The sequence below is a fragment of the Pseudomonas sp. MF6394 genome, assembly GCF_002018845.1.
Lineage (GTDB): Bacteria > Pseudomonadota > Gammaproteobacteria > Pseudomonadales > Pseudomonadaceae > Aquipseudomonas > Aquipseudomonas lactis.
Genome location: NZ_MVOJ01000026.1, coordinates 12,231 through 25,594, shown reverse-complemented (window position 1 = coordinate 25,594; position 13,364 = coordinate 12,231). Strand labels below are relative to the sequence as shown.

The 13,364-nt window shown below is 62.5% G+C and carries 13 protein-coding genes; 6 read left to right on the top strand and 7 right to left on the bottom strand.

The features are described from left to right. Positions 1 to 25 precede the first annotated feature (25 nt). Genes MF6394_RS23165 through MF6394_RS23150 form a run of 4 tightly spaced genes read right to left on the bottom strand, consistent with a single transcriptional unit; the run spans position 26 to position 3,459 of the window. Positions 26 to 844, bottom strand: a complete 819-nt coding sequence (locus MF6394_RS23165; protein WP_078467652.1) for a sugar phosphate isomerase/epimerase family protein — start codon at positions 842 to 844, stop codon at positions 26 to 28. Position 845: 1 nt separating this feature from the next. Next, positions 846 to 2,045, bottom strand: a complete 1,200-nt coding sequence (locus MF6394_RS23160; protein WP_069558714.1) for an NAD(P)/FAD-dependent oxidoreductase — start codon at positions 2,043 to 2,045, stop codon at positions 846 to 848. Beyond that, positions 2,042 to 2,368 carry a MocE family 2Fe-2S type ferredoxin gene (locus tag MF6394_RS23155; protein WP_044272333.1) on the bottom strand — a complete coding sequence of 109 codons (327 nt, stop codon included), beginning with the start codon at positions 2,366 to 2,368 and terminating at the stop codon, positions 2,042 to 2,044. Before MF6394_RS23155 ends, MF6394_RS23160 begins: the two co-directional genes overlap by 4 nt. Beyond that, on the bottom strand, positions 2,365 to 3,459 hold the full coding sequence (locus MF6394_RS23150) for a fatty acid desaturase family protein (protein WP_078467651.1): 1,095 nt from the start codon (positions 3,457 to 3,459) through the stop codon (positions 2,365 to 2,367). The genes MF6394_RS23155 and MF6394_RS23150 overlap by 4 nt, the downstream gene beginning before the upstream one ends. Positions 3,460 to 3,620: 161 nt before the next feature. Between MF6394_RS23150 and MF6394_RS23145 the strand changes: the two genes are divergently transcribed. Further along, positions 3,621 to 4,670, top strand: a complete 1,050-nt coding sequence (locus tag MF6394_RS23145) for a LacI family DNA-binding transcriptional regulator (RefSeq protein ID WP_047710616.1) — start codon at positions 3,621 to 3,623, stop codon at positions 4,668 to 4,670. Between the two features lie 18 nt (positions 4,671 to 4,688). On the opposite strand, the gene MF6394_RS23140 is transcribed toward MF6394_RS23145, so the two are convergent. Then, a complete protein-coding gene (locus tag MF6394_RS23140; RefSeq protein ID WP_044272342.1) occupies positions 4,689 to 6,650 on the bottom strand; it encodes a sigma-54 interaction domain-containing protein in 1,962 nt (653 codons plus the stop codon). A gap of 187 nt (positions 6,651 to 6,837) precedes the next feature. Between MF6394_RS23140 and MF6394_RS23135 the strand changes: the two genes are divergently transcribed. Genes MF6394_RS23135 through MF6394_RS23125 form a run of 3 tightly spaced genes read left to right on the top strand, consistent with a single transcriptional unit; the run spans position 6,838 to position 9,579 of the window. Continuing rightward, entirely contained in the window at positions 6,838 to 7,854 is a 1,017-nt protein-coding gene (locus MF6394_RS23135) for a Gfo/Idh/MocA family oxidoreductase (protein WP_078467650.1), read from the top strand. Beyond that, complete coding sequence (locus tag MF6394_RS23130; protein ID WP_044272346.1) at positions 7,854 to 8,633, top strand: TIM barrel protein; 780 nt, start codon at positions 7,854 to 7,856, stop codon at positions 8,631 to 8,633. The genes MF6394_RS23135 and MF6394_RS23130 overlap by 1 nt, the downstream gene beginning before the upstream one ends. Positions 8,634 to 8,652: 19 nt before the next feature. Next, entirely contained in the window at positions 8,653 to 9,579 is a 927-nt protein-coding gene (locus MF6394_RS23125) for a sugar ABC transporter substrate-binding protein (RefSeq protein WP_078467649.1), read from the top strand. A 119-nt stretch (positions 9,580 to 9,698) separates the two neighbouring features. On the opposite strand, the gene yghU is transcribed toward MF6394_RS23125, so the two are convergent. Then, positions 9,699 to 10,526, bottom strand: a complete 828-nt coding sequence (gene yghU / locus MF6394_RS23120; RefSeq protein WP_032892288.1) for a glutathione-dependent disulfide-bond oxidoreductase — start codon at positions 10,524 to 10,526, stop codon at positions 9,699 to 9,701. A gap of 95 nt (positions 10,527 to 10,621) precedes the next feature. Here yghU and mug point away from each other — a divergent pair, with 95 nt between their 5' ends. Further along, complete coding sequence (gene mug, locus MF6394_RS23115; protein ID WP_078467648.1) at positions 10,622 to 11,176, top strand: G/U mismatch-specific DNA glycosylase; 555 nt, start codon at positions 10,622 to 10,624, stop codon at positions 11,174 to 11,176. Between the two features lie 119 nt (positions 11,177 to 11,295). Here mug and MF6394_RS23110 read toward each other — a convergent pair whose 3' ends face one another. Beyond that, positions 11,296 to 12,063, bottom strand: coding sequence for an SDR family NAD(P)-dependent oxidoreductase (locus MF6394_RS23110; RefSeq protein WP_078467647.1), 768 nt, complete (start codon positions 12,061 to 12,063; stop codon positions 11,296 to 11,298). Between the two features lie 138 nt (positions 12,064 to 12,201). Between MF6394_RS23110 and MF6394_RS23105 the strand changes: the two genes are divergently transcribed. Beyond that, entirely contained in the window at positions 12,202 to 13,350 is a 1,149-nt protein-coding gene (locus MF6394_RS23105; protein ID WP_069558706.1) for an aldose epimerase family protein, read from the top strand. The last annotated feature ends 14 nt before the right edge of the window (positions 13,351 to 13,364 follow it).

Below are 13,364 nucleotides of genomic sequence, written 5' to 3'. Positions count from 1 at the left end.
GTTTGAACCCCGGCAGGTTAGCAGATCATCCCTGACAACTGGCCCACACCTGGCGAATCAGCGCTTTGAGCTTCAAAGCCTCGGCCCAGCGATCGGTGAGCTCGCGACCATCCGCGCCAGTGATCGCATAAGGTGGCGGGCCCAGTTCGCAGGTGAAGGACAGGCTCTGGGGTGTCTCGGCGCGGGCCAGCCAGTCTTCGATCCCGTAGCGCCACCAACCGGTAAAGCGTTCGACCCAGGGCTGATGCTGGGGAAAATCCAGGCCCACCTGCACCTGTTCGCTGCTGGCGATGCGGCCATGAAAGCCCCAGCTGTGACGCAGGATCTTTTGGATCTGCTCATCGTCCACCTCGCTGCCAGGCTCGGGCAATTCGCGCCCGACGACGTAGTGGGACAGGTCAGCGAGCAGTTTCAGATCGGGCATCTGTGCCAGCAGGTCGAGGGTGAACAACAGGTCGTTGGTGAGCCGGTAACGGTGGGTTTCCAGCAGGATCGGGAAGTCCACCTGTTCGGCCAGGCGTTGCCAGCCGTCGATCAGCCTGGCCGCCTCGGCCTGGGTACGCGGGCGCACGTCGGCTTGCAAGGTGAGGTGGTGACAGCCGTGACGGCTGATCACCTCCAATGTCCTGGCTAGATCTTCCACCGATTGCGGGAACAGTTGCCCTTCAATCTGCAAGCCCCTGGCCGTGGCCGCCGCGTGCAGGCGCTGCACCGACGCCGGCGCCCAGTAATGGTCGGTGATGCCATCAAAACCGGCGGCGGCGATGCGGTCCAATTGCGCTTCCAGGCTGCCGGGTTCGGTTTGCATGGCCCACATCGATTGGAATACTAAGAACTGGCGCATGTCAGCCTCGCAGTAATGGCTTCAGGGAGACGTCAGGGTCGGCCAGGCTGGCCGGGTTGAGCGGGATGTGGGCGGTGATCAAGCGCTCGCACAGCTTGATGTCCTTGGCTGCGCGGTTACCCATGGCCCAACCGCAGGCGCCTTGCAAACGGTGATGGTCGTCCAGGTAGAACAGCAGCAGGCCGCCTTCGGGCAATTGCCGGCGAACCATCAGCGCAGTCATCACCCCGACGGTGTGCAAACCCCACGCGTATTGATCGGACCAGAAACCCGGGATCGTCTCGAACGCCAGCTGGCGCCCCAGCAGGTTCAACGCCGCGAGACGGCCCTGGGCTTCGGCGTTGCGCCAGGTTTCCTGGCGCTGATAAAGGCCCGCCAGGCGAAACTCGCACACGTCCCCCGCCGCGTAGATATTCGTCGCACTGGTGCGCAACTGCGCGTCGACACGAATGCCCTGCCCGACGTCCAAGCCCGCCGCTGCGGCCAACTCGATGTTGGGCTGCATGCCAATGCCGACCACCACCAGGTCGCAGGGCAGCCGCTGCCCGTCGACCAGTTGCACGGCGTCGGCATGGATGCATTCCAGGGCAACGTTCAAACGCACGTCCACACCCTGCTCACGGTGCAATGCCAGTAGCGCGTCACTGATCACCGGCGGCAACACCCGCCCTGCCAGCCGTGGCCCGGCTTCCAGCAACGTCACCTCGCAGCCCAGGCCCCGCGCGGTCGCCGCCACCTCCAAGCCGATAAAACCACCGCCAACCACTACCAACCTAGCGCCAGGGCGCAACCTATCGCGCAGGGCCAAGGCTTCATCGTGGGTGCGCAGGTAAAAGACATTCGCCTGCTCTTGGGGCAAACGCCGCGCCCGGCCTCCGGTGGCCAGCAGCAGGCCGGCATAGCTCAACCATTGGCCATCGGCCAGTTGCAACCGGTGGTGCTGCGGCTCCAGGCGGCTGACCGGGTTGGCGGCGATATGCTCTACCTCGAGCGCCGCCAACTGCTGGCTGTCGCACAGGCTGCATTGCGCCAGGTCGGTCGAGCCTTGCAGCAAGCCCTTGGACAGCGGTGGCCGCTCGTAGGGCAAGTGCGCTTCATCGCCGATCAGGATCAGGCGCCCGCCGTAGCCTTCTTCACGCAAAGTCAGTGCCGCACGGCCACCAGCATGGCCGGCGCCGACGATGATCAGGGGGGCGTTCATCCTTCGGCCGTGACGGCGAGCAGTACTCGCCCCGCATCCACCCGCACCGGGTAGGTCTTCAGATTGACGCAGACCGGCGCGCCCAAGGCCTTGCCAGAGCGGTAATCAAAGCGCCCGTTGTGCTTGGGGCATTCGATCACATGGTCCATCACCAGGCCGTCGGCCAGGTGGATTTTCTCGTGGGTGCACAGGCCGGCAGTGGCGAAGAATTCATCCTCGGCAGAGCGGAACACCGCGTAGGTCTGCGCGCCGTGGTCGAAGCGCAGCACGTCTTCTGCTTCTATTTCGCCCACGGCGCAGACGTCGATCCATTGATCGTTCATGCATTTATCTCCAATGACTGGCTCTTACTCTGTGGCGAGCGAGCTTGCTCGCCACGGGTGGGGCGCTGGACGAAGTAGCTGGGGTCGCTGCGCTGGCGCCAGATCGTCGGAATGATTTCCTGGTAGGCCTGCCACAGGTTGGCATACGGCGGTGGGCAGTCGCTGCGGATCTCTTCGTGCAGCTGGCTGAGCGCGTGGTAAGGCACCATCGGGTACATGTGGTGTTCGAGGTGGTAGTTCATGTTCATGTAGATAAAGCGCAGCACGCGGTTCATGTAGATGGTGCGGCAATTGCTGCGGTGGTCGAGCACATCTTCGGCCAGGCCCACGTGCTGGCTGAGGCCAAACAGGTAGCCGAGCCACGCGCCATAGAGGCTGGGCAGGCCCACCAGCATCAGCGGCAACCAGCTGTGCAGGTACAGCGCAGTGCCAATGATCACCGCATAAAGACCGACCCAGATACGCGCATCTCGGTACACCTTGGGCCACTCGGATTCGGGGATGAAGTCCTGCTCCTGGGCACTCATTCGCCCGAGCGCGTGGCGGGCCACGCCGCTGAAGGTCTTCCAGGCCAGGGGCAGGTTGAACAGGCTGAGGGCCATCATCCATAAGCTGGGCGGGCGCGGTTCGACGATCTCCGGGTCACGGCCGACGACGATGGTGTCGGTGTGATGACGGGCGTGGCTCCAGCGCCACACGTGGGGTTCGAAGAGGCACATGAAGCTCGCCACCTGGTACAGCGCATCGTTCATCCAGCGGGTCTTGAACGCCGTGCCGTGGCCGGTTTCGTGCCAGCGCGGGTTGGAGGCCGTGCCATAAAGCACACCGTAGGCGATGAAGAACGGCACGCAGGCCCAACTGCCCCAGAACCAGTAGCCGCCGACACCAGTGGCCAACAACGCCGAGAACCACAGGGCGGTGTCGAGCAACGCCGGAGCGTCGCGGCGTTGCATCAGGGCTTTCATGCGATTGCGCGGGATGGGCGACTGGTACCAACGGGCCGAGACCAGGCCCTTGTCGGCGGCGCGGGCCGCTTCGGGGCCGGTGAGGCTGTAGTCGCGCCGAGCGCGGTGAGCGGTGTGTTCAGGCATTGTTATTGTTCTCCGCAAGCGTGGGTTTCAGGGGCTTTGCGAAACCAACCATAGAGCGCGGCTAAATCACCCTCAAGGCCTTGAATCCATTCCCTATCAAGCTATCATCCAGGCCCAGCGGAGCTTGATAGTTTTCTATCAAGACGCTCAAGGGGCCTGCCATGCACAACAACAAACGCCCAACCATCGCCACCGTTGCCGCCCAGGCGGGGCTCAGCGTAGCCACCGTCGACCGCGTGTTGAACGCCCGCGCGCCGGTCAACCCCGGCACCGCCGAACAGGTGTTCCAGGCCGCCGAAGCGGTGGGCTATTTCGCCGCACGGCTGATCGGCCAACGCATTCGCGAGCGCCGGCCCACCTACCGTTTCGGCGTGCTGTTGCTGGGGACCGCCCAAGCGTTCTATGCGCAGTTGGCACACTGCATCAGCGAGGCCGCGCAGCATCACGCCACCGCCAACTTGAGCTGCCAGTTCGACTACATCAACGACCGCACGCCCGGCGCCATCGTCGCGCAAATCGAACAACTGGCCGTGCAGTGCGACGCCCTCGCGGTGGTCAGCTTCGCCCACCCATTGATCAACGCCTGCCTGGCGCAGATCCGCACAGCGGGCGTGCCGGTGGTTGCCCTGCTCTCGGACATCCATGAACACGCCGCCGAACCCTATGTGGGCCAGGACAACCACGTGGTCGGGCGCACCATGGGCTGGCTGCTGGCGCGCACTTGCGGCGCACGCAAAGGCAGCGTGGGCATCCTGTTGGGTGGCCACCGTTTTCTCGGGCATCAGGCACGGGTCGAGGGCTTGCACAGCTACCTGGCCGAACACGCGCCGGGGCTCAAGCCGTTGGAGCCGCTGATCAACCTGGATAACTGCGACATCACCGAAGAAGCCACCCTCGACCTGCTCAGCCGCCATACCGATTTGCGTGGGTTATGCGTGGTCGGCGGTGGTGGCGACGGTGTGATCAACGCCTTGGCCCAACTGCCCAAGCGCCCGGCGCTGTGCTGCATCCTGCAAGAGTCCACGCCGTTGTCGCGTCAGGCATTGAGCAACGGCTTGATTGATGTGGTGATGGACTCGCAGCCACGGCAAACGGCCGTGGCGCTGGTGGAGTTGCTGGTGCGCTTGCAGAGTGATGAGGGGTTTGACCCCTTGAGGCACCGCGTGCATATACCGCCGCAGATAGTGACCCCGGAAAACCTGTGCAACTGATCGGGTTGGCTTGAGGTTTCAGCGCTCACGGAAATCGGCGGCGCTCAAGCCAAACCGACTCATCTTGTTGTACAGCCCGCCCCGCGACACATCCAGTTGCTGTGCGGCCAGGCGAATGTTGCCGTGGGTGCTGGTGAGCGCGGCAACGATGGCGTGCATTTCATGGCTGCTCAAATCCTGCGCGGGCTGGGGCTGGTAGGCGCGCAACGTGGTGCGTTGCTGGGTTTCCAACGGCAAGTCAGCCGATTGAATCAGCTCGCCCATCGCCAGGTTGGTCGCCCGCTCAATGACGTTTTCCAGTTCCCGCACGTTGCCCGGCCAACCATGGGCTGACAGCAACGCCAACGCATCCGGCGCGAAACCTTGCACCGTTTTACGTAGCGAGCGGGCACAGCGCTGCAGGAAGTGCCGCGCCAGCAATGGGATATCGTCACGGCGCATGCGCAGTGGCGGCACGCTCAGGTTCAGCACGTTGAGTCGGTAGTAAAGGTCTTCACGAAACGCGCCCTCGGCCACCGCCTGGCTCAGGTTGCGATGGGTGGCCGCGATGATGCGCACGTCGACTTGCCGCGATTGTTTGGCCCCGACGCGGGTGATTTCACCCTCCTGCAAAACCCGTAGCAGACTGACCTGGGCATCGAAGGACATGTCGCCGATTTCATCCAGGAAGATGGTGCCGCCATCCGCCAGTTCGAACTTGCCTGCCGCCCCACCCCGCGCCGAGCCGGTGAACGCACCTTCGACGTGGCCGAACAGTTCGCTCTGCACCAGGTCCCGTGGGATCGCGCCGCAGTTGACTGCCACAAACGGGCCGTTGCAACGCTCGCTGCCGTTGTGAATGGCCTGGGCAAACAGCTCCTTGCCGGTGCCGCTTTCGCCGAGGATCAAGGTGGTGGACTCGCTGCGACTGGCAATGCGCCCCAGGTGCAGTGCATCTTGTATGGCCCGAGAGGTGCCCAGGATGGTCTCGAAGGTATAGCGCGCCTGGGTGCCGATAATGCGCCGGGTAATCTCGCGGATACGGCGGTTTTCGCGCACCGACACAATCACTCCACCCTGCTCCAGTGGGCATACCGAAACCAGGCAGGCGAGTTGGCTGCCGTCGTGCAAGTGGAAGGTGCAATCGCGGTCGCGCACCGGCTCACCTAGCGCGTCGCTCAGTTCACTGCGGCCCAGGCGCTGGAAAGGACTGCCGATCAACTCGCGCCCCACCCCGAACAGTTGCCGCGCATAACGGTTGAGTGCCTTGATGCAGCCACGCTCATCGAGCACCACCAAACCTTCGTTGAGCACTTCGAGCACGGCCTGTTGTTCTTCCAGCAACACCTGCAGCGCCATCTGCCGCGACACCGCTTCGGCCGCCGCTTGAACGGTGCCCAGGGTATGGAAATGAAACCAGCCGGGCTCGGCGGTCAGGGTGAGCATGGCCAAGGTCTGGCCTTGGGCATCCTTGATCGGCGCGGCGGCGCAGTGCATGTGGCGCTGGCGCAGGCCGCTGGCGAAATTTTCTTCCGCCAGCACATACACCAGGCGATCTTCGGCCAGGGCCAGGCCGGTGCAGTTGGTGCCTTGCACCGATTCGAGCAAGCGACTGCCCACCGGGGTGATGTCCAGCCCGCAAAAATACAGCGTCGTGCCCTCGGCATCGGTGAGGTTGATATGCCCGCGCGGGTTGTAAGCCAGTAATCCATGCATGACCTGCGCGGCGGCGGCGATCAGGGCGCGATGGTGGGCCAGGGTCGCCGCCAGCGCATGAGGCGCAACAAAGCGGTAGTCGTTGTGACCGGGCTCGATACCCGCCTCGACACTGCGTCGCCAGGAATCCCAGATGACTTGGCGCACCCCGTCCGGACGCACGACTTGGCCAGCCAGGCACTCTCGCCACGCCTGTTCCAACGCGGCGATGGGCCCGTCGTTCAGCGCGGCAGGCCCCAGGTTCGTGAGGTATTCGAGGTCTTGCACACTGAACGCCTGGGTCATTGCGGTTATCCATGTTCATATTTTCGACATGTCAGTATAGACATGTCATAAAAATGAACACTTTTTGTTTGATTAAAATAATAAGCCTTTATAAATCAGCTACTTATAAACTGGCACAGGCCTTGCTCTTGCCCCTGTGTCACCCAGGACGGTCCTGGGGGCCCATAACAACAAAAGGGGTCGTTTCATGAGTACACAGAACATCCGCCTGGGCTTGATCGGTGCCGGCCGCATGGGCAGCTTCCATGGCCTTACCGCTGCACGCCATATCCCCGGTGCCTGCCTCGCCGCCATCGCCGATCCCGTCCCAGGCCAGGCCGCTCGCCTGGCAGCAGAACTGGGGGTGGACAAGGCCTACACCGACCCGCAACAGCTGCTGGACGACCCGGACATCGACGGCGTACTCATCGCCGCCCCTGCCCGTAGCCATGCCGAGCTGGTGATCAAGGCCGCACGTGCCGGCAAGGGCATCTTCTGCGAAAAACCCATGGCGATTACCCTGGATGAAGCCGACCGCGCCATTGCCGCCGCTGCCGATGCACGGGTGCCCCTGCAGGTCGGCTTCAATCGGCGCTTCGCCAGAAGCTTTCGCACGGCGCACCTCGACGTCGTCGCCGGACGTATGGGCACGCCGCAGCTGCTGCGCTCGCTGACCCGCGACCCGGCGCTGAACAACCCGGCCAACTCACCGCAATGGGTGATCTTCCTCGAAACCCTGATCCACGACTTCGACACCCTGCGCTACCTCAACCCCGGAGCCGAAGTGGTACAGGTGCAGGTGATGGCGGACGCACTGATTGCCCCGCAATTCAAAAGCCAAGGCTTGCTCGACACCGCCGTGGTCACCCTGCGCTTTGACAACGGCGCCATTGCCACCGCCGAAGCCAGCTTCCAGGCCGTGTATGGCTACGATGTGCGCGGCGAAGTGTTCGGCAGCAAGGGCATGCTGAGCATGGGCAGCCTTAACGACTGCGACCTGGTGCGCTACCTGGCCGAGGGCATCCAGGCAGACACGCAGCGGATGGACACCGACCTGCTGCGCGACGCCTACATCGCCGAGCTCAACCACTTTGTCGACTGCCTGCGCAGCGGCGCCAAGCCCCTGGCCAGCGGTGAAGATGCGCGTGCAGCCCTGGCAATTGCCCGTGCCTGCATTGAGTCGTACCAAACCGGCAAGGCCGTGGCCGTTCAAGGAGCCCGCTGATGATGCCGTTCAAATTGGCCGTCAGCGCCGAAATGGTGTTCCTCGACCTGCCCTTCATCGAACGGGTCAAACGTATTCATGCCCTGGGTTTCAGCGCCGAAATCTGGGGTTGGGCCGATAAGGACATTCAGGCATTGGCGGCGACCGGTGCGGACTTCACCTCGATGACCGGCTACCTCACCGGCACCCTCACCGACCCCGACGGCATCCGCCAATTGCTCGACAGCGCCCGTGAGTCCCTGGGCATTGCCGAGCGCCTCAATTGCCCCTGCCTCAACCTGCATGGCACGGGCCTGGGTGAAGGCGGCCTGCCCGTGCAGCCCGTCAGCCACACCACCGGGCGCATGTGGCTGAGCGCATGCAAAAGCCTGGAGAAAATCGCGCGCCTGGGGGAAGACGCCGGCCGCGTGTTTCTGCTGGAAAACCTCAACACCGCCGTCGACCACCCCGGCACACCGTTTGCGCGTGCCGACGACACCCTGGCCCTGATCGAAGCCGTCGGCAGCCCGCATCTGAAGATGAACCTGGACCTGTACCACGCGCAGATTGGCGAAGGTAACCTGATCGAATTGATCCAGCGCGCAGGCAGCGCCATCGGCGAAATCCAGGTCGCTGATGTGCCTGGACGCAAGGAGCCCGGCACGGGCGAAATCCACTACCCGGCCATTGCCCGGGCCTTGCACGCCATGGGTTACACCGGTGTGGTCGGCCTGGAGGGCTGGGCCAGCGGCGACAGCGAGACGGCCCTGGAGCGTTTCCGCCAGGCATTCACCCTATAACAATAAAAGGAACAGCCTCATGCACCGTTATTCATTACTAATGGCCGCGCTGTTATTGATGTTCAGCCAGTGGTCCTTCGCCGCCTATCGCATCGGCGTGAGCATTGCCCGGGTGGACGATAACTTCATGACCTACGTGCGCACCGGCCTGGAAGCGGCAGCCAAACACCAGGACGTGCAGATCCAATTCGAAGACGCCCAGAGCGATGTGGTGCGCCAGCTCAATCAGGTCGAAGGCTTTCTCAACCAGAAGGTCGATGCGGTGATCGTGCTGCCGGTCGACACCGCCGCCACCGCCAACATCACCCGCGCAGCCGTGGCGGCGAAGACGCCGCTGGTGTACGTCAACCGCCACCCGGATGAGCGTACGCTGCCTGAGGGCGTGGTCACGGTGGCCTCCAACGACATCGAAGCGGGGCAATTGCAGATGCGTTACCTCGCCCAAAAACTGGGTGGTAAGGGCAACGTGGCGATCATCATGGGCGACCTTGCGCAGAACGCCACCCATGCCCGTACCGAGGGGGTCAAACAGGTGCTCAAGGACTTCCCGGGGATCAAGATCGTCGAGCAGCAAAGCGCCGAATGGCAGCGCAGCAAAGGCATGGACCTGACCAGCAACTGGTTGCTGGCCGGCACCGCGTTCAATGCCATTGTCGCCAACAACGATGAAATGGCGATTGGCGCGGCCATGGCCTTGCAACAAGCAGGCAAGGCCAAGGGCGAGATTGCAATTGTCGGCATCGACGGCTTGCCCGATGGCCTGGCAGCGATCAAGCGCGGGCTGTTGGCGGGCTCGGTGTTCCAGGACCCCAAGGCCCAGGCTGCCCAGGCCGTGCAAGCGGCGGTGCGGATGATCAAGGGCGAGCAGGTTGAAGCACAGGTGTGGGTGCCATTTGAACTGATCACACCTGAACAGGTGGCGGTGTTTGAGCAGCGCTACAAATAACGCAGCTTTGTAGGAGCGAGCTCGCTCGCGAAGAACGCCCAGACGCCGCGCTCATTCAGGAAGCACGCGTTATCGTTGACGTTTTTCGCGAGCAAGCTCGCTCCTACCTGGTTATCGTATCAATCCAGGTCACTTGCATCATGGCGCTCGGGCAACTGATCATCCCCCGACACCCGGTTCACCCGCCGCCCACGCTGCACCGCCGGCCGTGCGTCAATCGCATCCGCCCAGCGCTGCACATGCTTGTATTCATGCACCGACAAAAACTCCGCCGCACCATACAAACGGCCTTTGACCAACCCACCGTACCAAGGCCATATCGCGATATCGGCAATGGTGTAGTCATCCCCGGCAATGTATTGGCTGACCGCCAGGCGCTTATCCAGCACATCCAGTTGGCGCTTGGTCTCCATGGCAAAGCGGTTGATCGGGTATTCCATCTTGCTCGGCGCATAGGCATAGAAATGCCCGAAGCCGCCCCCCAGGTAAGGCGCGCTGCCCATCTGCCAGAACAGCCACGACAGGCATTCAGCCCGTGCGGCGGGCTCCGTGGGCAGGAACGCACCGAACTTCTCGGCCAGGTACTGCAAAATCGCGCCTGATTCGAACACGCGAATCGGCGTGGCGCCGCTGTGGTCCATCAGCGCAGGAATCTTCGAGTTCGGGTTCACCGCCACAAAGCCACTGCCGAACTGGTCGCCGTCGCCGATCTTGATCAGCCAGGCATCGTATTCGGCGCCGCTGTGCCCCAGGGCCAGCAGTTCTTCCAGCAGGATCGTGACCTTCTGCCCATTGGGCGTGGCCAGGGAGTATAACTGCAGCGGGTGCTTGCCCACCGGCAGTGGCTTTTCGTGGGTGGCGCCGGCGATGGGCCGGTTGATGCTGGCGAAGGTGCCGCCGCTTTCGGCGTCCCAGGTCCAGACTTTGGCAGGTACGTACTCGGTCATAATCAATGCTCCAGAGGCGCTTGTGATCCACTAAGCGTTGCAGACTAAACCAAAGGTTGATGACTCGTCACACCTATCAGCATGGAAGATCCGGCATGAACGAGCGACTCGACGACCTCCTCGCCGACCACTTGCACGTACTGTTCTGCGGCATCAACCCTGGCAAGGGCTCGGCAGCCCTCGGCCTGCATTTTGCCAATCGCAGCAATCGCTTCTGGCGTACGGTGCATCTGGCCGGTTTCACGCCCCATGAAATTCGCCCGCAAGACGGCGCCACCTTGCTGCACTACGGTTGCGGATTGACCACCTTGGTGGAGCGCCCCACGGCCAGTGCAGGCGAGTTGGCGCGGCATGAATTCCAGGACGCGGCGGCGGCGTTCGAACACAAGATCCGCCGCCATGCCCCGCGCTTCGTCGCGTTCCTCGGCAAGCCCGGCTATAGCGCACTGACCGGCCAGCGCGAGGTCGCCTGGGGTTTGCAAGCGCAGCCACTGGGCGACGCCTCGGTCTGGGTGCTGCCCAACCCCAGCGGGCGCAACCTGGCGTTCAGCCTTGAGCAACTGGTGGAGGCGTATCGGCGGCTACGCGAGGCCGTTGTGCAAGCGCCCCAACCTCAAGCGTTACCCCATCGAGTAAGCACCACAATTTGAATGTGGGAGCGGGCTTGCTCGCGAAGGCGGTGTGTCAGAACCTAATAAGTTCACTGGCACACCGCCTTCGCGAGCAAGCCCGCTCCCACACCCGATGTGCATCATTCTGAAAATCGCGTTTATACCCAGCCGCCGTCGACGATAAAGTTCTGCGCCGAGCACATCGCCGAGGCATCCGAGGCCAAAAACAGCGCCATGTTGGCGATGTGTTCCGGCATCACGCTGCCGGGCAGGCACTGGCTGCGGGCGATGAGGTCCTTGGCGGCGTCGTCGACCCACATGGCCAGTTGTTTTTCGGTCATCACCCAACCCGGCACCAAGGTGTTGACGCGGATATGGTTGGGCCCCAGTTCCCGCGCCAGGGCTCGGGTCATGCCGTGGGCGGCGGCCTTGCTGGCGGCGTATACGGGGTAGCCGGCCGAGGCCATCATCCAGCCCACCGAGCCCAGGTTGATGATCGAGCCGCCACCGGCCTGTTTCATCATGGGCACCACCGCTTTGGCGGCAAAGAAGGCGTGCTTGAGGTTGACCGCAATCAGCTGGTCGAACATGTGCGAGTCGATTTCTTCCAGGCTGTGGCGCACATCGTTCGCTGCATTGTTGACCAGTACCGTGATCGGCCCCAGGGAATGCTCGAAGCGCCCGATCGCGGCGCGGTAACCGATCTCGTCGGTGATATCGCAGCACTCGAACTCGACACGCTGCCCTTTGGAGTTCAGCAGCGCCGCCAAGCGTTCACCCTGGCTCTGTGCACGGTCCACAAACGCCACCTTGGCGCCCTGTGCGGCGAAGGCCCGCACCATGAACTCGCCAATCCCCGAAGCCCCGCCGGAAACCAGCACGGTTTTGTCCTTGAGGTCGGGATAAATCGCTTGCTGGGTAATCATAACAATCAGTGCTCCGCTTAATTAGTCTTATTTTATTTTGCAAGAACGGCGTTAAAGGCTATAAATCTGCTGTCATATCGACAAAATATCTCAAATTAGTAGAACTATTCCAGCAAAACAACAAAAGGAAGTTCGACCATGAAGCACCCTCGATATCTGCTGTCCGGCCTCGCGTTGTCCATGCTGATCGCCAGCGGCGGCGCGCACGCCGCTGGCCTTAGCAGCGAACACAAACCCTTCGGTAAAACCAACGATGGCACCGCCGTCGAACAGTACGTGTTGCGCAACAGCCATGGCATGCAAGCCACGGTGATCACCTACGGCGGCGTGCTGCAGTCGCTAAAAGTGCCGGACAAACACGGCAAGCTCGACGACGTGGTGCTGGGCTTCGACGACGTGCAAGGTTATCAAGGCGGTACCGCGTTTTTCGGCGCCACCATCGGCCGCTTCGGCAACCGCCTGGCCGGCGGCGCCTTCGAACTCGACGGCAAACGCTACCAGGTACCGCTCAACGACGGCCCCAACTCATTGCATGGCGGCGCCCAGGGCTTCGACAAGCAGGTGTGGCAAGCCAAATCGGTCAAGGACAAAGACTCGGTGGGCGTCACCCTCACCTACCTGTCCAAGGACGGAGAAATGGGCTTTCCGGGCAACTTGAAAACCGAGGTCACCTACCGCCTCAACGACAACAACGAACTGCACATCGACTACACCGCCACCACCGATAAACCGACGGTGCTCAACCTCACCAACCACAGCTATTTCAACCTGGCCGGCGCGGGCAACGGCGACATTCTCAAGCAGGTCGCCACCTTGCACGCCAGCCACTACACACCAGTGAATGCCACCTTGATTCCCACCGGTGAATTGGCGCCGGTCAAGGGCACGCCGATGGACTTCCTGAAGCCCACACCTATCGGCCAGCACATCAAAGACGACCATCCGCAGCTCAAATTCGCCGAGCCGAAACAGGGTGGCTTCGACTTCAACTGGGCGCTGGATACCAAAGGGAATGTGAAACAGCTGGCCGCCGAAGTGCATGACCCTGAGTCGGGGCGGCGTTTGCAGCTCTACACCACAGAGCCTGGCGTACAGTTCTATACCAGCAACTTCCTGGACGGTTCGGTGAAGGGCAAAGGCGGAAAGGCCTATCAGCACTGGAGTGGGTTTACTTTGGAGACCCAGCACTTTCCGGATGCGCCTAACCAGCCGAGCTTTGCCTCAACGCGTTTGAATCCAGGGCAGACTTACAGCCAACACACTATTTTCAAGTTCACCGCTGATTAAACTGTGGGAGCTGG

What these genes read in the sequence shown, in the direction of transcription:
- MF6394_RS23160 (WP_069558714.1), bottom strand. Translation starts at nt 2,045, where the DNA reads ATGAACGCCCCCCTGATCATCGTCGGCGCCGGCCATGCTGGTGGCCGT.
- MF6394_RS23140 (WP_044272342.1), bottom strand. Translation starts at nt 6,650, where the DNA reads ATGACCCAGGCGTTCAGTGTGCAAGACCTCGAATACCTCACGAACCTG.
- MF6394_RS23110 (WP_078467647.1), bottom strand. Translation starts at nt 12,063, where the DNA reads ATGATTACCCAGCAAGCGATTTATCCCGACCTCAAGGACAAAACCGTG.
- MF6394_RS23155 (WP_044272333.1), bottom strand. Translation starts at nt 2,368, where the DNA reads ATGAACGATCAATGGATCGACGTCTGCGCCGTGGGCGAAATAGAAGCA.
- MF6394_RS23135 (WP_078467650.1), top strand. Translation starts at nt 6,838, where the DNA reads ATGAGTACACAGAACATCCGCCTGGGCTTGATCGGTGCCGGCCGCATG.
- MF6394_RS23165 (WP_078467652.1), bottom strand. Translation starts at nt 844, where the DNA reads ATGCGCCAGTTCTTAGTATTCCAATCGATGTGGGCCATGCAAACCGAA.
- MF6394_RS23125 (WP_078467649.1), top strand. Translation starts at nt 8,653, where the DNA reads ATGCACCGTTATTCATTACTAATGGCCGCGCTGTTATTGATGTTCAGC.
- MF6394_RS23130 (WP_044272346.1), top strand. Translation starts at nt 7,854, where the DNA reads ATGATGCCGTTCAAATTGGCCGTCAGCGCCGAAATGGTGTTCCTCGAC.
- mug (WP_078467648.1), top strand. Translation starts at nt 10,622, where the DNA reads ATGAACGAGCGACTCGACGACCTCCTCGCCGACCACTTGCACGTACTG.
- MF6394_RS23150 (WP_078467651.1), bottom strand. Translation starts at nt 3,459, where the DNA reads ATGCCTGAACACACCGCTCACCGCGCTCGGCGCGACTACAGCCTCACC.
- MF6394_RS23145 (WP_047710616.1), top strand. Translation starts at nt 3,621, where the DNA reads ATGCACAACAACAAACGCCCAACCATCGCCACCGTTGCCGCCCAGGCG.
- MF6394_RS23105 (WP_069558706.1), top strand. Translation starts at nt 12,202, where the DNA reads ATGAAGCACCCTCGATATCTGCTGTCCGGCCTCGCGTTGTCCATGCTG.
- yghU (WP_032892288.1), bottom strand. Translation starts at nt 10,526, where the DNA reads ATGACCGAGTACGTACCTGCCAAAGTCTGGACCTGGGACGCCGAAAGC.